This window comes from Luteimicrobium xylanilyticum (assembly GCF_009429125.1).
Lineage (GTDB): Bacteria > Actinomycetota > Actinomycetes > Actinomycetales > Cellulomonadaceae > Luteimicrobium > Luteimicrobium xylanilyticum.
Genome location: NZ_CP045529.1, coordinates 1,058,801 through 1,077,296, shown reverse-complemented (window position 1 = coordinate 1,077,296; position 18,496 = coordinate 1,058,801). Strand labels below are relative to the sequence as shown.

Here is an 18,496-nt window from a genome sequence, read left to right as displayed (position 1 = left end):
GCGAGGCAGGTGGCAAGATGGCGCCTGCATGCCCATTCGCCGCGTGGCGGCCGCCGCTGCGCCCCATCAGAACGGACAGGTCAATCCCATGTCGCAGGTCACAGTTGCCCCGGCGCCCGCGGAGGCGGCGCCCCCGGCCCGGACGGAGTCCTCGCTCGCCGCGCGGCTCGGAGCCGAGGCGTTCGGCACGTTCGGCCTCGTGCTCGCGATCGTCGGCGTCGCGCTCTACAACCGGTTCTCGAACGGCAGCTACGTGTTCCCGGTCGCGATCGCGGGTGGCCTCGGTGTCGCGGCGCTGGTCGCGGCGGTCGGCCACGTCTCCGGCGGCCACTTCAACCCGGCCGTGACCTTCGGCCTGACGATCGTCGGCCGCGCCAAGTGGCGTGACCTCGTCCCCTACTGGCTCGCGCAGGTCGTCGGCGGTACGGCCGCGGCCGCGCTCCTGTTCGCCACCATCCCCGACACGCTCGTCAAGGCGCTGAGCGAGAAGAGCACGCGCTCGCTCTTCTCGGGCACCGCGAACGGCTGGGCGAACCACTCGCCGCTCTCCGGCCTGTCCTCGGGCCAGGCGCAGTTCTCGCTGACCGCCGCGCTCCTCGCCGAGATCGCCGTCACCGCGGTCTTCGTGGGCGTCATCATCGGCGTCACCGACAAGCGCGCCAAGGCGTCCAAGGTCGCCCCGATCGCCATCGGCTTCGCGCTCTTCGCCGCGATCATCGTCGCCGGGCCGATCACGAACGCCTCCGTCAACCCCGCCCGCTCCACGGCGTCGGCGATCTTCTCGACGGGCAACATCTTCACGTTCGACGGCGTCGCCGGGCAGCTGTGGCTGTTCTGGGTCGCGCCGCTGGTCGGCGCCGGCATCGCGGCGCTCTTCTACCTGGCGTTCGCCGCGCCGCGCCAGTCGGTCGACGGCAAGCCCGTGAGCCCCGTCACCGAGGGCGCCGAGGCGGCCGAGGAGAAGCTCGAGGAGGCTGCCGCCGACCTGCACGCCAAGGCCGACGAGCTGCGCGACAGGGTCGCCGACGACGAGGTGTCCGACCTCGCGGACGCGGCCGAGCCGACCGTCGACACCACCGAGGCGAAGGGCGACGCGCCCGAGGGCACCGACAAGCCCCAGGCCTGAGCCGCCCGAAGCAGACGAGAGCCCGGTCGCCTGACGGCGACCGGGCTCTCGCGCGTCCCGGGCTCGGCCCGACGCCCTCAGGCGCCGGACCTCACGCGACGAGGCTCGGCGACGTGAACGCCAGCACGGCGATGACGGCGCCGAGGAGCAGGTAGCCGACGACGTCGAGCACCCGTCCGCGCACCGCCACCCCGGGCAGGCCGGGCTCCGGCCCGACGGCGCGCGCGAGGGCCAGCGCGAACAGGGTGCCCGCCACGACCGAGCACCCGGCGCGCGGCCCGACGACGGCGAACGTGACCGTGGCGACGACCACCGCCGCGACGACCAGCCACACGGCGGCGCTGCTGCGACGCGGGACGACGATCTCGTCGGTCGGGGGGCGGTGCTCGGACACGCAGGTGCTCCGTACGGTGCGGGGGTTTTGTCGCCCTGAGCCTACCCGTGCGGCCACGCGGCTACGGTGGTCGGGTGACGTCAGATCGCGAGGGATCGCTGCTCGGTGTGGTCGTGGTGGGCGGTGGGCTCGCCGGCGCGCAGACGGTCGCCGCGCTGCGCGCCCAGGGGTTCGAGGGCCGGGTCACGGTGCTGGGCGCCGAGGGCCGGGCACCCTACGACCGGCCGCCGCTGTCCAAGGAGCTGTTCGAGCGCGACTCCCCCGCGGACCTGGTGCACGAGATGGGTGTCGACGTCGCGGCCCTCGCCGACGACCTCCGCCCCGCCGACCCGGCCCACGCGCTCGAGGTCCGGCCGGACGGGGTGGCCGTCGCGACGCCGTCGGGCACGGTCGAGGCCGACGCGGTGGTGCTCGCGGTCGGGTCGCGGCCCGTCGTGCCGGCCGGGTGGGAGGCCGCGGCGGTCCTGCACACCTGGGACGACGCCGCCCGCCTCCGCGCCCGCCTGACGCCCGGTGCCCGGCTGGTCTCGGTGGGGGCGGGGTGGATCGGCGCCGAGGTCGCGGGCGTCGCGACGAAGGCGGGCTGCGAGGTCGTCGTCGTCGAGGCCCTCGACGTCCCGCTCGAGCGGCAGCTCGGCGCGGACGTCGGGCGGCACCTCGCGCCCTGGTACGCAGCCGCAGGGGTAGAGCTGCGGCTCGGCGAGGCCGTCGTCGCGATCCGGCCCGACGACGCCGGGGCCGGCGCGAACGTCGAGCTCGCCTCCGGTGAGGTGCTGCGCGGCGACGTCGTGCTCGCGGCGGTCGGCGCACGGCCCGCCACCGACTGGCTGCGCGGCACCCTGCCCATGGACGCTCGCGGGTCGCTCGCGGGCGACGCCGTCGGGCGGGTCGCCCCGCGGGTCTACGCGGTGGGCGACTGCGTGACCCGGCACGGCACCGTGTACGGGGACGTGCCGGGCGGGCACTGGTCCGCCGCGCTGCACGATCCCGAGAGCACGGTCCGAACGCTGCTCGCCGACCTCGGGCCGAGCACCGAGACGACGGCGACCGCACTGCCGGCCGGGCACGCGCCGTACGTGTTCAGCCAGCAGCTCGGGCACGACCTCGCGCTGTTCGGCACGCCGTCGGCATTCGACGAGGTCGCCCTGCGCGGGCTGCCCGGGCACGACGACGGCTGGGCCGCCCTCTACCTCGACGGCGACGACGCACGGACCCACGACGGGCGGCAGGTCGCGCGGCTGCGCGGGGTGCTCGTCGTCGACCGGCATCGCGAGGTCGGCGCGCTGCGACGCCTGCTGCGCGCGGGGCTGCCGCTCGTGGACGTCGAGGCGGCCGCGGACCCGGCGCGGCCCCTCAAGGACGCCGTCGTCACGCTCCCCTGACTCGGTCCGCCGGAAGGTCGCCCGGAGTCAGGAGACCGTCAGGATGTACGCGTCCTCGTCGTCGTCCCACCGCATGTCCACCGCTCCCGCCTCGGCGGCGGCCTTGCAGAACTGCAGGAAGCCCCGGAACCCGAGCGCCTTCTCGCTGAACGCCGGCCGGCGCTTGCGGAGCTGGTCCTTGAGCCCCGACATCGCCGCCGATCCGCCGTCCTCCGCCACCACGGACCGCAGGAACGCGAACGCCTCGGCCGTGTCCCCCTGGGCGGGCAGCGAGACCGAGGGGTCTCCCGCCGCCGGGCCGGTCCCGAGCTCGACGATGCCGCGGTCCGCGAGGTACCGCACGAACTCCCCGAACGACCGGAACCCGTACTCGGACTCCGAGAACGTCGGGTCCTTGCGCAGCAGCGCCCGCTTGAGCGCCGACGCCGTCACGTCCCCGCTCGTCGAGGACTCGAGGTCCGCGAGCGTCTGCGCGACCCGGACCTCCATGGTCGGGCCCTCGGTCACCTGGTCGTCGTTGTCGTCGGTGTCCTCCGTGGGCGTCTCCTCGGGCTCGACGGGTTCGGCCGGCGGCTCGGCCTTCGAGCCCTTGCGGGTCGAACGACGGGCGCCGGCGCTCTTGGTCGCAGCCTTCTCCGGCTTCTCGGTCGCCGCCGGCTCGGCGGCCTGCTCGGCGCTCGACGGCGACTCGACCGCGGTCTCGGCTGCGTCGTCGGGCGCGGCCTTGGCCTTGGCCCGCCCCCGGCGGGCCGGACGCGGCGAGGACGACCGCGACGACTTCGACTCCCCGGGCTCGGGGACGTCCACGCCCTCCAGACGGTCGTAGAACAGGAACTCGTCGCACGCGGGCGGCAGCAGCCGGGACGTCGACAGCTCGACGCCCACCCCGATCACGCGCTTGTTCAGCTCGCGCAGCTTGTGGACCAGCGGCGAGAAGTCGCTGTCCCCCGTGCACATCACGAACGTCGAGATGTAGTCGCGCTCGAACGCCATCTCGATCGCGTCCACGACCATCTTGATGTCCGCGGCGTTCTTGCGGGACGCCCCCATGCGCTGCGGCATCTCGATGAGCTCGACCTGGTGGCGGGTCAGGGCGCGGCGGTCCTCGTCGAAATACGACCAGTCCGCGTACGCGCGCCGCACCACGACCCGGCCGCGCACCGCGAGAGCGTCCGCGATCGGCCCGAAGTCGAACGTCATCCCGCCCAGGTGCTCGCGCGCGCCGAGCGCGAGGTTCTCGTAGTCGAGGAAGACGGCAAGACGTTCTTCGGTATCCATGCACGTCAGCCTACGGGGACGCGGTGGTGCCCGCGTCCGGCGCCGGGCCGGGAGATGTGCGCACACCCCCCGACCCGTCGCCGCGGCGACCCCGTCGGCCTCCGCTCGCCCTGCTGCCGCGGAGCCTCAGTGCGCGAAGTGGCGCGTGCCCGTGAAGTACAGGGTGACGCCCGCCTCCTGAGCGGCCGCGATCACCTCGGCGTCGCGGATCGAGCCTCCGGGCGCGACGACGGCGCGCACGCCCGCGTCGAGGAGGATCTGCAGGCCGTCCGCGAACGGGAAGTACGCGTCCGACGCCGCGACCGAGCCCCGGGCCCGCTCCTCGCCGTCGGCGAGGGTGTTGGCGCGCTCGACGGCGAGACGGCACGAGTCCACCCGGTTGACCTGCCCCATCCCGATGCCGACGGCGGCCTGCTGGTCGGCGAGAAGGATCGCGTTGGACTTCGCGGCACGGATCGCGCGCCACGCGAACGCGAGGTCGGCGAGAGTCGCCTCGTCGGCCGCGTGCCCGGCGACGAGACGCCAGTGCTCCGGGTCGTCCCCGCCGGTGACGACGTCGTGCTCGTCCGACACCACCGCGTCGATCTTGTCGACCGTCTGCACGAGGACGCCGCCGGAGATGGCGCGGAACTCGATCGGGTCCTCGGTGACCTCGGCCGGCAGCACGAGGACGCGGAGGTTCTTCTTGCTCGCGAGCACCTCGAGCGCCCCCTCCTCGAACCCGGGAGCCACGATCACCTCGGTGAACACGGGCTTGAGGGCCTCCGCGAGCTCCGTCGTGACGACGCGGTTCGACGCGACGACGCCCCCGTAAGCGGACACCGGGTCGGTGGCGTGGGCCTTGCGGTAGGCGTCGGCGATGTCGTCGGCGGTCGCGACGCCGCACGGGTTGTTGTGCTTGACGACGGCGACCGCGGGCCCGTCGTGGTCGTACGCGGCACGGCGGGCGGCGTCGGCGTCGACGTAGTTGTTGTAGCTCATCTCCTTGCCCTGGAGCTGGGTCGCGGTGGCGAGCCCGCCGCGCCAGTGGGTGTAGAGCGCGGCCCTCTGGTGCGGGTTCTCGCCGTAGCGGAGCACCGCGGACCGGTCCCACGTGGCGCCGGTGAAGGCGGGGAAGCCCTGGCCGTCGGCGTCGGGCGCATAGGTGCTCCCGAACCAGGAGGCGACCGCGACGTCGTACGCGGCGGTGTGCGCGAACGCCTGCGCGGCGAGGCGCTTGCGGGCCGCGAAGGTGAAGCCGCCCTCGGTCACCGCGGCGAGGACGTCCCCGTACGCGGTCGGGTCGACGACGACGGCGACGCTCGGGTGGTTCTTCGCGGCCGCGCGGACCATGGACGGGCCGCCGATGTCGATCTGCTCGACGCACTCGTCGGGCGTGGCGCCCGAGAGCACCGTCTCGCGGAACGGGTAGAGGTTGACCACGACGAGCTCGAACGGGAGGACGTCGAGCTGCCCCAGCTGCTCCATGTGCTCGGGCTTGCGCGAGTCGGCGAGGATGCCCGCGTGGACGCGCGGGTGCAGCGTCTTGACACGGCCCTCGAGGCACTCGGGGAAGCCCGTCAGGTCCTCGACGCGAGTGACGGGGATGCCCTCGGCCGCGACGGTGGCGGCGGTGGAGCCGGTGGACACGAGCTCGACGCCCGCGGCGTGCAGACCGCGGGCCAGCTCGACGAGGCCGGTCTTGTCGTAGACGGACAGCAGGGCGCGACGGATCTCGCGACGGGAGTCGTCGGCGAGCTGGACGGGGGGCAGCGACGGGGCGCCGGACATGATTCCTCCTGAGCGGTGGCGGTCGCCCGACGATCGTCGGGCGGGTCTCCGACGCCCAGGCGGACGACGTCGGGTCTCAGAAGGTTCCGGCCGCTCCCCGGTGGTCGATCCCACCTGTCAACGCCAGTCGCGGCCGCCGCCAGTCTAGCGGGCCGTCGGACGGACCGGCCGAGCCGGCCCGGCGGACGTCCGCCGGGCCGGCTCGTGCGGTCAGCCGCGCGGCGACCGGATCAGCGGCTTGCCGTCGATCACCCGGTCGATCGTGTCCCGTGACCAGCGGCGGTAGCCGCCCTCGAAGCCCGCGCCGAGCAGCACGAGCGCGAGAGCCAGCCACAGGAGCCACAGGCCGTCGGCACCCGTCTCCGCGAGCGCCGTGGGGACGGCCGCGACGGTGTCGGAGGCCGTGACTCCCGCCGCACCGACCGAGCCGGCCGGCGCCCGCGAGGTGGCTCCCGGCGTCACGTAGGCGGCGGTCTGCACGCCACCCGAGCCCGAGCCCGGGCCCGAAGGCGTCGTCGAGCCGCCCGTCGATCCCGGCGCACTCGGGGCGCCGGGCGTCCCGGGAGTACCCGGATCGCCGGGCGTCCCCGGCGTACCCGGGTTCCCCGGGGTGCCGGGGTCGCCAGGCGTCCCCGGGTCGCCAGGCGTCACGACGTCCGTGCCGCAGCCCGCGGCGTCGCCCAGCACGGCCACAGCCGTGCAGCCGACGGTGACCGGAAGGGTGACCGGGACGTCGAGCGCGACGGACGGCACGGCGCCGAGGGCGTCGGGGACGGCCGAGCCGAGGTCCAGCCCGTCGTCGGTCGCGTGGTCGAGGAGCCCGCCGTCGGCGAGCAGCGCGTCGGTCGTCCCGCCCGGCTCGACGACCTGCTGGACGACGCCGGCCGACCCGAGGAGCTGGTCGGTGAGGCCCGCGGGCGCCACGAGGGCGTCCACCGGACCGTCGGCGTCGAGGAGCTGGTCCGTGGTCCCGTCGGCGCCGAGCAGCGACCGGGTGAGCCCCCGCTGGTCGACGAGCGAGCCGAGGATGCCCTGCTCGCCGGTGGGCGCTGCGGTGCCCGTGGCGCCACCGGCCGACGCGTCCCCGAGCACCGCCGCGGCGACCCCCGAGACCGTGACGGGCACGGTCACGGGCGCCTGTACGGACTGCGCGGGCAGGTCGGACAGGCCGCCGGACAGGACGTCGTCGACGGCGCCGCCCTCACCCACGACGGACCGCACGACCTCGGCCGGGTCCGTGCGACCCGTGAGGAGCTGCTCGACCGAGCCGTCCTCGCCGAGGGTCCCGCGGGCCGCGCGGGCGACCGCACCGTCCCGGGAGAGCAGATGGTCCGCGACGCCGTCCGGGCCGAGCACGTCCGTGACCGCGCGGTCGACCGTGCCGTCCTCGCCGAGCACCTGGTCGGCCTCGTCCCGGACCGAGCCGAGCGTGTGCTCGACGTCGGGCAGGGTGCTGCCGCCCACGACGTCCGTGAGCACGTCCTCGGCGGTGGCGTCGCCCGAGGTGAGGTCGTCGACGAGCCCGTCCCGGCCGAGCGTCGCGCGGAGCACGCCCTCGACCCCGGTACCGGTCCGGCCGAGCACCCGGTGCAGGATGCCCTCCGTGTCCGGCGCGGCGGACGAGCCGACGCTCGCGTCGCCGAGGACCGCCGCGGCCACCCGGTGCACCGTGACGGGCACGCGCATGGGCGCCGTGACGTCCACGCCGGAGCCCTTGGCGCCCGACGACGGCGTGGAGGGCTTCGAGTCCTTGGCAGCCGTGGCCCGGGCACGAGCGGGCGCCGCCGTGGGCTTCGCTGCCGAGCCCGTCGGACGGTGCGTCGCGCGGGCGTCGCCGAGCACGCCCACCACGACGTGGTGGACCTTGGCGGGCACGTGGACAGGGGCCGTGACGTGGACGCCCTTCGTCGCGTGGTGCGTCGCCCGCGGCGCGTCGGACGACGCCTTGCCCGTCGACGCTGCGGCCCGGTGCGTGGCCCCGTGGCCCGCGGGCGTCGACGACGACCCGTGAGTCATGGCCTTCGCGGTCCCGCCGACCGACGCGACGACGTCGCGCACGGTCACGGGCAGGGAGACGGGCGCGTCCGCGGACACGTCCGGGAGGAGCCCGCCGAGCAGGCTCGTGGAGTGGTGCGTCGCCGCCCCGGTGGGGGTCGGCTCGGCGGACGGGGCGTCCGCGGCGTGGGCCGCAGCCGTCCCGGCGAGGCAGAGCCCGCCGGTGACGAACGCCGTCTGCAGCGCTCGCCTGAACATGGTTCGCATGAGAGTTCTCCTGGTCTGACGTCGGTCCGGTGGCGGGTGCCACCGGTGGCTCGTGCCGCTCGTGGGAGCGGCCGGCCGGACGTCAGGCAGGAGAGACGGGTACCTCGAGGAAGACGCTGAGCTGACGGGCGAGAGCCTCGGCCGCGCCCGCGACCCACGACCGCAGAGCGGTCGAACGGGTGCCCGCGAGGAGAGCGGCGTCGGAACCGCGAGCGGAACGCGCACCGGAGCCGTCGGTCCCGGCGCCTGCGGAGGCACCGCCGGGGGTGGCGGGCTGGGCCGGCGGTGCCGACGGTGCGCGGCCGTCGCCGGCGGCGGCGGTCGTGCCCACGGCGGTCGACAGGCCGACGGGGACGTCCGCACGCGACGTGATCCGGCCGGCAGCAGCCCGCTGCTCGGCGACCACGCCGGCCTGCGTCGCGACGGGCGCACTACCGCTCGTGGAACCGGCCGTCCGGACGGCCGTCGTCGCGTGCACGCTCGGCGCCCGGGGGCTGGTGGAGCGGACTACAGGCGCGCTGCCGGGCACGGCTGAAGGTGCCGGGGAGTTCGACGCCCCGGCCGGCGGCCCCGGGGCGTGGCCACCGCCACCGGCGGAGCCGTCCGAGCCCGGCGCGGAGCCCCCGCCCGGCAGGATCGGGTCGGTGACGGGAGCGAGCGGGTCGGTCACCGGGGACAGCGCGCCCGTCACGGGAGCGATGATCCCGAGCACGGGCTCGACGGCGTCCGTCACGGGTCGCAGGGCCGGCGACAGCGCATCCGTGATCGGCGCGACCGCCCCGGCCACGGGCCGGAGGACGGCGTCGAGCACCGGCGCCGCGGGACCTGTCACGACGTCGAGCGTCGGGCGGAGCGTCGAGACGATCGAGTCGACCACCGGCTCGACGGGCGCCGCGGCGTCCGCCACGGACGACGTCACCGGGTGCAGCGCCGCGCCGACACGCTCGGTCACGGGCGCCGCGGCGTCCGCGACGGACCCGACGACCTCCGCGACCGGGTGACCGACGGACCGTCGCTCACGGTGCGACGACGGTGTGCTCACGCGTGGGTGCGCGGTCGTCGCGCGGTGCTTCGTGGCGTTCGACGTGCCTTTCGAGCTCTCGGCCGTCCGTCTCGTGGCCGCCTGGTTCGCGTGGTGGGTCGCCGGATCCCGGTGCGGCGCCGCCGCGTGGGTGGCCGACCCGGACGGCGTCGGAGCCTTCGACGCCCGGGCACTCTTCGCGGGCTGAGCGGGCTTCGCCGCGTGTGCCGGCTCCGTGGCCGGCGGGGCGTCCTGCGGTCTCGGTGCTGACGGCGTGACCGTGGTCACGACCCCGTCGACCACCGGCTTCACCACACCGTCGGTGACCTGCTGCACGGTCTGCGTGACGGGCGTCAGCAGGTCGCCGAGGCCCGGGTCGACGTGCTCGTGCGCGGACGCCGAGGACGCCAGCGCCACCCCGACCGCAACCCCTCCGACCAGGCCGGCGGCCGCGCCGACGGCACGCAGCGTCCACCGCCGGAGGCGCGATGCCCCCGTCGTACGCGGCGCGTGCTGCGACACCCTGCCCCCTTCGACACGGTCGGCGAACCAGCTGCTGCTCCTCACCGAGACTCTTTCGATCGAGTCCGTCACGCAACCCGGGCAACGATGTTTCACCCTCGCCGGGTTGCCCGGCAGGTCGAGCGCGGCGAGCGTGGTGCCATGAACCTCGTCGTCCGGTCCGCGCTCGTGGGCGTCGCCGCGGGCTCGCGCAGCACGCTCGGGGTGGCCCAGCCCCTCCTGGTCGCACGGCACCGCGGAGTACGGGTCCTCGGGCTGCTCGCCGTGGGCGGAGAGCTCGTGGGCGACAAGCTGCCGTCGGCCCCGAGCCGCCTCGACCCGCCAGGCCCGGCCTTCCGCGCGGTCGCGGGGGCGCTCGGCGCGGTGACGCTCGGTCGCCGCGCCGGGTCCCGCTCGGTGCCCGCCGTCCTCATGGCCGCGGCCCTCGGCGCCGGGGCCTCCACCGCGGGTACCTGGGGCGGCGCCGCCTGGCGGCGGTTCGCCGCCGCGCGAGGCTGGCCCGACCTGCCCGCGGCGCTCGGCGAGGACGCCGCAGCCGTCACGCTCGCTCTGCTCGCCCGCTAGCCCCGGTGTTCCACCAGGACCTGCCGACGGACGCGCGTCAGCAGAACGGGAAGAAGATCGGATTAGCCTGCAGCCGCTGGTGGCCACGAGCGGCGATGCCGTTCCACCATGCCGGCTCGCACGGATCCACGCCTCCCGGCGCCAGCTCTTCCAGCGCGGCGACCTCGCGCTCGGTGAGGCGGTCCAGGTGACTGCCCCCGAGGAGCGGCGCGACCTCGGCGGCCAGCCACTCCGTGCTGCCGAGCCGCGCCAGGAGCACGATCCCGAGGACCACACGGTCCCAGTCGCCGTCCCGGTGGCGCCACGACGCAGACTTCCGCCTGACGACGCCCGACAGGTACCCGAGGACGTCGTCTCGGCACCTCTCCGTGCCGTAGCGGGCGAGGCAGAGCAGCGCATAGTCCGGGCTGGATCGGATGGCCGATCGGAGAACCGGTTCGGCTCGGCCGTCGTCGCGCTTCGCGAGGGCGAGGATCGCTGCGTCGCGCTCGTCGGTGCTCCACCCGCTCCGTGGCCCGAGACCCTCAGCGAGAGACTCGGACACGCCTCGCCCGCCCCGCAGGTCGCCCAGCGTCACGATCATCATGACGCGCCGGTAGCCGGACACGGAGCCGAGTCTGCTCGCGATCTCTTCAGCGCCGTGCGGCCCGGCAGACCTCGCGTCCTCGAGCGCGCTCTCGAACCGCGCGGTGCTTCTCGAGAGCAGGTCGTCGAAGCCGGTCGTCATCGGTGGGCTACCCGTCGGACGAAGTCGACGACGACGTCCGGGTAACCGGGCACGAACACGTCGGCACCGTCCTGCAGGCGGTGGTCGCCGCCGGGGAGCACCGCGACGTCGAGCAGGTCCGGCCGGACGGTCTCGTGCAGGACGGCAACGCTGCGCTCGACGGGGACGACGCCGTCGTCGCCGCCGAAGACCGCCAGGAGCGGGACATCGAGGCCTCGCAGCGCCGCGGCCGGGTCGTGCCCGACGAGCAGCACCGCCAGGTCCCAGATCTCCCGCGACGGCGGCACGAAGGCACCCAGGTCGGCCAAGCGGTCCAGCAGCTCGCGGCGGCCGGGCCCGTCGGACCACGCCCGCGCGTCGTCGTAGCCGGCGCCCCGCTCCGCGAGCGCCATCAGTCCGTCGAAGACCGCGCGCGCTGCGTCCGCCTCGGCGTCGGGCCGACCGGCGAGCCGCAGCGTCGTCGCCGTCGAGAACCGCTCCTGCTCGCCGGGCGTCACCGCCGGTCCTGAGCTCGTCACCACGCCCTCGACCCGGGTCCGCCCCGCCGCCTCGAGGACGACCCACCCACCCTGCGAGTGGCCGAACAGGACCACCGGCACGGGTGCGGCGTCGTCGAGCGTCTCGGCGAGCGCGCGGCGTGCGACGGCGAGTCCGGCGACGGCGTCGTCGGCCTGGTCGGGGATCCCCGCCGTGAGCCACGACCCGGCGGACTCCCCCACGCCGCGCTTGTCGTAGGACGCGACCGCGGCCCCGGCCGCGAGGAGCGCGGTGCGGATCGGGGGGAAGAACACGTCGTTGTCGCGGTCGGACGGTCCGGAACCCGGGTGCATGAGCACGAGGGCCTGGACCGGGGGGTCGGGCAGCCAGAGGCTCCCGGTGAGCGCACCGCCACCACCGTGCGCGACGAGCGGCGACGACGCGGCCACGTCAGCGTCCGATCCGCGCGCGCCGTCCCTCGACGACGAGGCCCTCGCGGGCGACCCGCCCGACGACGTCGACCAGCAGCGCACGCTCGGCGACCTTGATCCGCTCGTGCAGGCTCGCCTCGTCGTCGGCGTCCTCGACGACGACGGGGACCTGGGCGACGATCGGTCCGCTGTCGACCCCCTCGTCGACGACGATCACGCTGCAACCGGAGACCTTGACCCCGTAGGCGAGCGCGTCGCGCACGCCGTGCGCGCCGGGGAACGACGGGAGCAGCGCGGGATGGGTGTTGAGCATCCGGCCACCGAAGCGCGCATGGAACGGCGCACCGACGAGCTTCATGAAGCCGGCGGCCACGACGTAGTCGGGCGAGAACACCGCGACCGCCTCGGTGAGCGCCTCGTCCCAGGCGGCGCGATCCGGGAACTCCTTGAGGCTCACGACCGCGGTCGGGATCCCGGCGTCCTGCGCGAGCTCGAGACCGCGGATCCCCGGCCGGTCGGAGACGACGCCGACGACGCGCGCCCCGTACGCGGGGACGTCGTGGGCCGCGAGGAGGGCGGCGAGGTTCGAGCCCGCGCCGCTCACGAGGACGACGAGGCGGGCGGAGGTCGTGACGTCGACGGGGTGGCCGGAGGGGGTCTGCACGGCCCCACCCTAGCGGCGGCTCAGCGTCGCGAGCGGCCGCGGAGGTCGAGGAGCCGCCACCCGACGGCGAGCGCGACACCGAGGCCGACCCACGACGCCGCCAGCCCGCCGACGAGCCATGGCTGCGCCCCGACGTGCCGCATCGCGCCCGGTCCGACGGAGCCGCCGGCGACGCCCTCGAGCCCCGCCACGAGGACGCCCGCGACCACGGCCGCCGTCACGACGGACGTCACCAGCCCGGTCCACGTGGTGCCTCCGGCGAACGCGTGGGCACGCCACAGGTACACGCCGGCGACGACACCGGCGGCGACGACGGCGACCACCGACGCCTGCGCGACCGGGTTCGCCCAGCCTGCCCCGGGAAGCGTCCCGACGAGCGGCACGAGCGGGAGGGCGCCGTCGACGTGCGAGGACGGCGCGTACGACGACCCGACGCCGACGGCGAACCCGGGTCCCACGAGCCACGCGAGCGCCCACGCGAGCAGGTTGGGCACGAACGCGAGCTGCGCGACGCCGAGCAGCAGCCCGGAGGCCGTGCCGGGGTCGAGGGCCCGCAGGACGTCGCCGGTCGTCGAGCGTCCCGAGATCGCCCACACGACCAGCAGCACGCCCGCAGCCGCGACGGCCAGCAGTACCGCGACGACGCCGGCGGCGGCACCACGGCGGATACCGTCGAGCGCCGCCGTGGGTACGGGCAGCCGGGGCTCGAGCGCGTCCTGCAGCCGCTCGGCCAGCTCGCCGAGCGGTGGTACCTCGGGGCGCGTCGCGAGGCCGAGGCCGAGACCCGCGAGCGCGAGCAGCGCGCCCCCGACCGGCGCCCAGAGGACGCCGCCGGGCGCGACCGTGCCGGTCACGACCGCCACGGCGGTCACGACCGCGGCGTAGCCGAGCACGGCGAACGCCAGCGCGGCCGCGCGCGGGCGCAAGGTGCGCCGTCCGACGGCGAACGTCACGAACAGCGCGAGCGCCGTCACGCCCAGCGGGACGATCGTCAGGGTCGCGCCGCTCGCCTCGACGGGGACGCCATGGCCCAGCAGCCAGGTGGACGCGGTGACCGTCGCCGCTCCCGACCAGCCCGCGCCCGTGGGGCTCGCGACGAGCACGGCCCCCACGACCAGCACCAGGACGAGCATCGTCAGGACGACGCACTCGACGACCACCACCATCGCCGAGAGGAACGACGCGACGAGCTCGGTGGGTACCCGACGGCGACGCTCGCCGTCGGGCGCGTCGAGCGTGCGCGCGCGGGGCGAACGCGTGGGGGTGCCGGTGGAGCTCACGGCCCCATCGTCCCCGACGACCCGCCCTGCCCGGGGCAGGCCGCGCCGTCGGGCGGGCGTTCCGTCGCCCACCGGACCCGGACACGACGAGGCCCGGGCCGCCCTGCTGGGCGACCCGGGCCTCGCGCGACCCGCTCGGGACTCAGCCGAGCGCGGTGAGGATCTCGCGCATGAGCGACGCGGTCTCGGACGGCGTCTTGCCGACCTTCACGCCCGCGGCCTCGAGGGCCTCCTTCTTCGCGGCGGCGGTGCCGGACGAGCCCGACACGATGGCGCCCGCGTGACCCATCGTCTTGCCCTCGGGGGCGGTGAAGCCCGCGACGTAGCCGACGACCGGCTTGGTGACGTTCTCCTTGATGAACGCAGCCGCACGCTCCTCGGCGTCGCCGCCGATCTCGCCGATCATGACGATCGCCTTGGTCTCGGGGTCGGCCTCGAACGCGGCGAGCGCGTCGATGTGCGTGGTGCCGATGATCGGGTCGCCGCCGATGCCGATGGCGGTGGAGAACCCGAAGTCCCGCAGCTCGTACATCATCTGGTAGGTCAGCGTGCCCGACTTGGACACGAGGCCGATGGGGCCGGAGCCCGTGATCGTCGCGGGCGTGATGCCGACGAGCGACTCGCCGGGCGTGATGATGCCGGGGCAGTTCGGGCCGATGATCCGGGTCTTGTTGCCCTTCTCGATCGCGTAGGCCCACGCCTCGGCGGCGTCCTCGACGGGCACGCCCTCCGTGATGACCACGAGGAGCGGGATCTCGGCGTCGATGGCCTCGATCATGGCGGCCTTGGTGTGCGCGGCGGGAACGAAGATGATCGACACGTCAGCGCCGGTCTTCTCGATCGCCTCGGCGACGGCCCCGAACACGGGGAGCTCGACCTCGGCGCCCTCGGCGTCGGTGTGGGTCACGGTCGTGCCGGCCTTGCGGGCGTTGACGCCGCCCACGACCTGCGTGCCGGCCTTGAGCATGAGGGCGGTGTGCTTGGTGCCCTCGCCGCCCGTGATGCCCTGGACGATGACCTTGGAGTCCTTGTTGAGGAAGACAGACATCGTTCGATTCCCTTACTTCGCAGCCAGCTCGGCGGCCTTGTCGGCGCCCTCGTCCATGGTGCTCGCCAACGTGACGAGCGGGTGCGCGGCCTCCGCGAGGATGCGGCGACCCTCCTCGACGTTGTTGCCGTCGAGGCGGACGACGAGCGGCTTGTTGGCCTCGTCGCCGAGGATCTGCAGGGCCTTGACGATGCCGTTCGCGACGGCGTCGCACGCGGTGATGCCGCCGAAGACGTTGACGAACACGCTCTTGACCTGGGCGTCGTTCAGGATGACGTCGAGGCCCGCGGCCATGACCTCCGCGGACGCGCCGCCGCCGATGTCGAGGAAGTTCGCCGGCTTCACGCCGCCGTGGCTCTCGCCCGCGTACGCGACGACGTCGAGGGTGCTCATGACGAGGCCCGCGCCGTTGCCGATGATGCCGACCTCGCCGTCGAGCTTGACGTAGTTGAGGTCGTTCTCCTTGGCCTTGGCCTCGAGCGGGTCGGCCGCGGCCTTGTCCTCGAGCGCCTCGTGGTCGGGGTGGCGGAACGCGGCGTTCTCGTCGAGCGAGACCTTGCCGTCGAGGGCGACGATGTCGCCGGACGCCGTCTTGACGAGGGGGTTGACCTCGACGAGCGTCGCGTCCTCCTCCCTGTAGACGGTCCACAGCTTCTGGATGACGTCGGCGATCTTGTCCGCGACGTCGGCCTCGAAGCCCGCGGCCGCGACGATCTCGGCGGCCTTCGCCGCGTCGATGCCGGTCAGCGCGTTGACCTCGACGCGCGCGAGGGCGTCGGGGCGCTCGACGGCGAGCTGCTCGATCTCCATGCCGCCCTCCTTGCTCGCCATGGCGAGCAGCGAGCGGTTGGCCCGGTCGAGGAGCACGGAGAAGTAGTACTCCTCCTCGATCTGGGCGCCCTGCGCGATCATCACGCGGTGCACCGTGTGGCCCTTGATGTCCATGCCGAGGATCTCGGACGCGCGCTCGGCGGCCTCGTCGGGGGACTTCGCGAGCTTGACGCCGCCGGCCTTCCCTCGGCCACCGACCTTCACCTGGGCCTTGACGACGACCACTCCGCCGTCGTCGCCCGTCAGCTTCACTGCGCCTTCGCGAGCCTCTTCGGGGGTCGTCGCGACGACGCCGCCCAGCACCGGTACACCGTGCTTCTCGAAGAGGTCGCGCGCCTGGTATTCGAACAGGTCCACCCTGGTGCGTCCTTCCATCGACAGGTTTGCGGGTGTCTCGACGTCAAGACACCGCGTTCCAGGGTAGTCCTCCGGGCGAGGCACTCCCGCCCGCCCCGGTGTCGGTCGTGACGAGCGCCACATCTCAGGCGGCGCGGCGCGCCACCGGTGCGCCGAGTACGAGGGTTTTCACCGAGTACGAGCCCAGGACCCTCGTCCTCGGCGAAAATCCTCGTACTCGGCGGACGACCGAGGTGGTCGCCGGGCCTACGCGCCCGCGACCTCGCGCAGCGCCGCGTCGACGACGTCCGCGTACACGTCGATCCCCTTCATGTTGGGGTGCGTCCGGTCCGCGTGCAGCAGCCCCGGCTTCCCGCGCACGGCCCTGTTCCAGTCGGCGACGACGACGCCCGGGTGCTTCGCGGCGATCTTCGCGAGCTCCTTGTTGGCGTCCGGCACCCAGTAGCTGACGCCGACGGTGTTCACGAGCACCACGCGACGGCCGGGCCCGAGGATGTCGAGCACCTTCTCGAGCGCCGCGTCGGAGCCCTTGAACTGGAACCCTCCGTTGGTCCCGAAGTTGAGGACGACGTAGGGCCGGAGCTTCCCGGCGTCGGCGGCCTTCTGGACGAGGGCCGGCGCGTCGACCCACTTGCGGATGGGCTTGGCGTCGAGCCCGATGCCGGGGAAGTGGCTGAGCATCGCGGGCGCCGCACCGGAGAGCACGGAGTCGCCGAACCCGATGACCTGTCGCCCGTCGACCTTCCCCTTGACGAGCAGCGGGGGCAGGCCCGACGACGTCGCTCCCCCGCCCGCCCCGGGTCGGGTCGGTCCGGGGCTGGGCCGGGCGGTGGTGGCGGGCCCGCCCGGGGTCGCACCGGGGACTGCGAGCGGAGGCAGCGCGGGGTCCGTGCCCGCGTCGACGCCGGTCGTGTCGATGGCGCTGAGCCCCTGCTCGATGGACCGCTGCGCCCCGGACTCGGTGGGAGCGGTCACGACCACGACCCCCGCCCCCACGACGGCCAGCACGCCGACGACCGCGACCGCCGGCACGGCCCGCGCCCCGGGGCGCCGCACGGCAACGGTGACGCGGGCAGCGGTCGCACGGAAGCCGTCGCGACGGATCGGGGTCTCGACCCAGCGGTACGACGCCCAGGAGAGCGCGAACGTCAGCGCGACCGCGGCGGCGCTCGACCACCACCAACGCGTGGTACCGGGCTCGGCGGGGACGGCGGCCCACGCGAGGAGCAGCAGCGGCCAGTGCCACAGGTAGATCCCGTACGACCGCTCGCCCACCCAGCGGACGGGTCGGAGCTCGAGAGCGCGCACCGTCGTCGTGGCGCCCCCGGTGCAGCCGGCCACCGCGCCCAGGGCGAGCACCGATCCGAGGGCGATCCCGCCGCGGTAGGTGACGTCGGCGTCGTCGTGCAGGGTGATCATGAGCGCGACCAGGCCCGCGAGCGAGAGCACGGGCACCCCGCGGTGCGCCCAGCGCGCCGCGAGCAGCTGCGGACGGGTGGTCCACCAGAAGGCGGCGGCGACGCCGAGCAGCAGCCCGAAGACGTGGGTGTCGGTGCCGTAGTAGACGCGGGTGGGGTCGGTCCCGGGCGTGTGGAGGACCGCCATGAGCAGCGCGGACGCGCCCGCACCGGCGAGCGCGACGCGCGCCCGGGTGCGGCCGGACGTGGTCAGCGCGACGAGGAGCGCGAGCAGGAGGGGCCACAGGACGTAGAACTGTTCCTCGATGGCGAGGGACCAGAACGTCATGAAGAGGTCGGGTGCGGTGCGGTCGAAGTAGCTGGCCCCGGACGCGACCTGCACCCAGTTGCTGGAGAACGTGAGCGCGCCGAGGGTCTGCCGGCCGATGCCGACGAGCAGGTCCGGCTCGACGACGCGCGCCGCGAGGATGCTCGTCGCGATGACCACGCCGAGCGCCGGCAGCAGCCGTCTGGCGCGGCGGAGCCAGAACGACGGCAGGCTGAGCCGCCGCGTGCGCTGCAGCTCGCGCAGGAGCAGCGTCGTGATGAGGAACCCGCTGACGACGAAGAACACGTCCACGCCGAGGAACCCGCCCGGCAGCCAGGTGGGCTCCACGTGGTAGACGACGACGGCGATCACCGCGAGCGCACGGAGACCGTCGAGCCCGGCGATGCGCCCGCGGGCCTGGCAGGAGACGGTGCGCCCGGCGACGGTCGGGGTGACGTCGTGGTCGCTCGCGGCGCGGATCCGGGCGTCGTCGGCGACGCGCAGGCTGGGCCGTGGGGGTGCGGGCGGTGGAGGCGGTGGCGGCACAGGGCCGACGCCACCGCGGGTCGCGGTCCCGTCGACGTCGTCCACGACTCTCCCTCCGGCAGACGCAGCCACCAGGGTAACGAGCGCCTGC

At 74.7% G+C, this 18,496-nt stretch carries 15 protein-coding genes and 1 riboswitch; of the genes, 3 read left to right on the top strand and 12 right to left on the bottom strand.

Translation table 11 applies throughout. The annotated features are described in order from the left end of the window. Nucleotides 1–88: 88 nt before the first annotated feature. Nucleotides 89–1,126: an MIP/aquaporin family protein gene (locus tag KDY119_RS04665; RefSeq protein WP_051136733.1), complete on the top strand. Its 1,038-nt coding sequence runs from the start codon at nucleotides 89–91 to the stop codon at nucleotides 1,124–1,126. Between the two features lie 91 nt (nucleotides 1,127–1,217). Here the strand turns inward: KDY119_RS04665 and KDY119_RS04660 are convergent, their stop codons facing one another. After that, a complete protein-coding gene (locus KDY119_RS04660) occupies nucleotides 1,218–1,520 on the bottom strand; it encodes a DUF3017 domain-containing protein (protein WP_051136734.1) in 303 nt (100 codons plus the stop codon). A 74-nt stretch (nucleotides 1,521–1,594) separates the two neighbouring features. Here KDY119_RS04660 and KDY119_RS04655 point away from each other — a divergent pair, with 74 nt between their 5' ends. Then, nucleotides 1,595–2,902, top strand: a complete 1,308-nt coding sequence (locus tag KDY119_RS04655) for an NAD(P)/FAD-dependent oxidoreductase (RefSeq protein ID WP_227994521.1) — start codon at nucleotides 1,595–1,597, stop codon at nucleotides 2,900–2,902. Nucleotides 2,903–2,929: 27 nt separating this feature from the next. Here the strand turns inward: KDY119_RS04655 and KDY119_RS04650 are convergent, their stop codons facing one another. The 4 genes from KDY119_RS04650 to KDY119_RS04635 all read right to left on the bottom strand — a co-directional run bounded on the left by KDY119_RS04650 (nucleotide 2,930) and on the right by KDY119_RS04635 (nucleotide 9,755). After that, complete coding sequence (locus KDY119_RS04650; protein ID WP_153021999.1) at nucleotides 2,930–4,180, bottom strand: NYN domain-containing protein; 1,251 nt, start codon at nucleotides 4,178–4,180, stop codon at nucleotides 2,930–2,932. Nucleotides 4,181–4,306: 126 nt separating this feature from the next. After that, nucleotides 4,307–5,950 (bottom strand): bifunctional phosphoribosylaminoimidazolecarboxamide formyltransferase/IMP cyclohydrolase, encoded by a 1,644-nt coding sequence (purH, locus tag KDY119_RS04645; protein WP_051136737.1) that lies wholly within the window; start codon nucleotides 5,948–5,950, stop codon nucleotides 4,307–4,309. A gap of 46 nt (nucleotides 5,951–5,996) precedes the next feature. Further along, nucleotides 5,997–6,091: riboswitch (ZMP/ZTP riboswitch) on the bottom strand. A gap of 69 nt (nucleotides 6,092–6,160) precedes the next feature. Next, a complete protein-coding gene (locus KDY119_RS19040) occupies nucleotides 6,161–8,212 on the bottom strand; it encodes a collagen-like triple helix repeat-containing protein (protein WP_153021998.1) in 2,052 nt (683 codons plus the stop codon). Nucleotides 8,213–8,294: 82 nt separating this feature from the next. Then, the gene (locus KDY119_RS04635) at nucleotides 8,295–9,755 is read right to left on the bottom strand and encodes a hypothetical protein (RefSeq protein ID WP_153021997.1); all 1,461 of its coding nucleotides are present in this window, start codon (nucleotides 9,753–9,755) and stop codon (nucleotides 8,295–8,297) included. A 141-nt stretch (nucleotides 9,756–9,896) separates the two neighbouring features. On the opposite strand from KDY119_RS04635, the gene KDY119_RS04630 reads away from it, so the two are divergent. Then, nucleotides 9,897–10,319 (top strand): hypothetical protein, encoded by a 423-nt coding sequence (locus KDY119_RS04630; RefSeq protein ID WP_153021996.1) that lies wholly within the window; start codon nucleotides 9,897–9,899, stop codon nucleotides 10,317–10,319. A gap of 37 nt (nucleotides 10,320–10,356) precedes the next feature. Here the strand turns inward: KDY119_RS04630 and KDY119_RS04625 are convergent, their stop codons facing one another. The 7 genes from KDY119_RS04625 to KDY119_RS04595 form a co-directional block, all read right to left on the bottom strand. Further along, nucleotides 10,357–11,046, bottom strand: a complete 690-nt coding sequence (locus KDY119_RS04625; protein ID WP_036952335.1) for a hypothetical protein — start codon at nucleotides 11,044–11,046, stop codon at nucleotides 10,357–10,359. Beyond that, nucleotides 11,043–11,972 carry an alpha/beta hydrolase family protein gene (locus tag KDY119_RS04620; protein WP_148284221.1) on the bottom strand — a complete coding sequence of 310 codons (930 nt, stop codon included), beginning with the start codon at nucleotides 11,970–11,972 and terminating at the stop codon, nucleotides 11,043–11,045. The genes KDY119_RS04625 and KDY119_RS04620 overlap by 4 nt, the downstream gene beginning before the upstream one ends. 1 nt (nucleotide 11,973) lies before the next feature. After that, nucleotides 11,974–12,618: a phosphoribosylglycinamide formyltransferase gene (gene purN / locus KDY119_RS04615; protein WP_036952338.1), complete on the bottom strand. Its 645-nt coding sequence runs from the start codon at nucleotides 12,616–12,618 to the stop codon at nucleotides 11,974–11,976. A gap of 20 nt (nucleotides 12,619–12,638) precedes the next feature. Continuing rightward, entirely contained in the window at nucleotides 12,639–13,898 is a 1,260-nt protein-coding gene (locus KDY119_RS04610; protein ID WP_153021995.1) for a cell division protein PerM, read from the bottom strand. A gap of 142 nt (nucleotides 13,899–14,040) precedes the next feature. Beyond that, a complete protein-coding gene (gene sucD / locus KDY119_RS04605) occupies nucleotides 14,041–14,946 on the bottom strand; it encodes a succinate--CoA ligase subunit alpha (RefSeq protein WP_036952341.1) in 906 nt (301 codons plus the stop codon). 12 nt (nucleotides 14,947–14,958) lie between these two features. Next, nucleotides 14,959–16,134: an ADP-forming succinate--CoA ligase subunit beta gene (gene sucC, locus KDY119_RS04600; RefSeq protein WP_153021994.1), complete on the bottom strand. Its 1,176-nt coding sequence runs from the start codon at nucleotides 16,132–16,134 to the stop codon at nucleotides 14,959–14,961. 246 nt (nucleotides 16,135–16,380) lie between these two features. Continuing rightward, on the bottom strand, nucleotides 16,381–18,450 hold the full coding sequence (locus KDY119_RS04595) for an acyltransferase family protein (RefSeq protein ID WP_227994520.1): 2,070 nt from the start codon (nucleotides 18,448–18,450) through the stop codon (nucleotides 16,381–16,383). Nucleotides 18,451–18,496 lie beyond the last annotated feature (46 nt).

Bases quoted from the DNA above. Each gene is read 5' to 3' on its own strand.
- KDY119_RS04665 (WP_051136733.1), top strand. From the start codon at position 89: ATGTCGCAGGTCACAGTTGCCCCGGCGCCCGCGGAGGCGGCGCCCCCG.
- purH (WP_051136737.1), bottom strand. From the start codon at position 5,950: ATGTCCGGCGCCCCGTCGCTGCCCCCCGTCCAGCTCGCCGACGACTCC.
- KDY119_RS19040 (WP_153021998.1), bottom strand. From the start codon at position 8,212: ATGCGAACCATGTTCAGGCGAGCGCTGCAGACGGCGTTCGTCACCGGC.
- sucD (WP_036952341.1), bottom strand. From the start codon at position 14,946: ATGTCTGTCTTCCTCAACAAGGACTCCAAGGTCATCGTCCAGGGCATC.
- KDY119_RS04650 (WP_153021999.1), bottom strand. From the start codon at position 4,180: ATGGATACCGAAGAACGTCTTGCCGTCTTCCTCGACTACGAGAACCTC.
- KDY119_RS04630 (WP_153021996.1), top strand. From the start codon at position 9,897: ATGAACCTCGTCGTCCGGTCCGCGCTCGTGGGCGTCGCCGCGGGCTCG.
- KDY119_RS04625 (WP_036952335.1), bottom strand. From the start codon at position 11,046: ATGACGACCGGCTTCGACGACCTGCTCTCGAGAAGCACCGCGCGGTTC.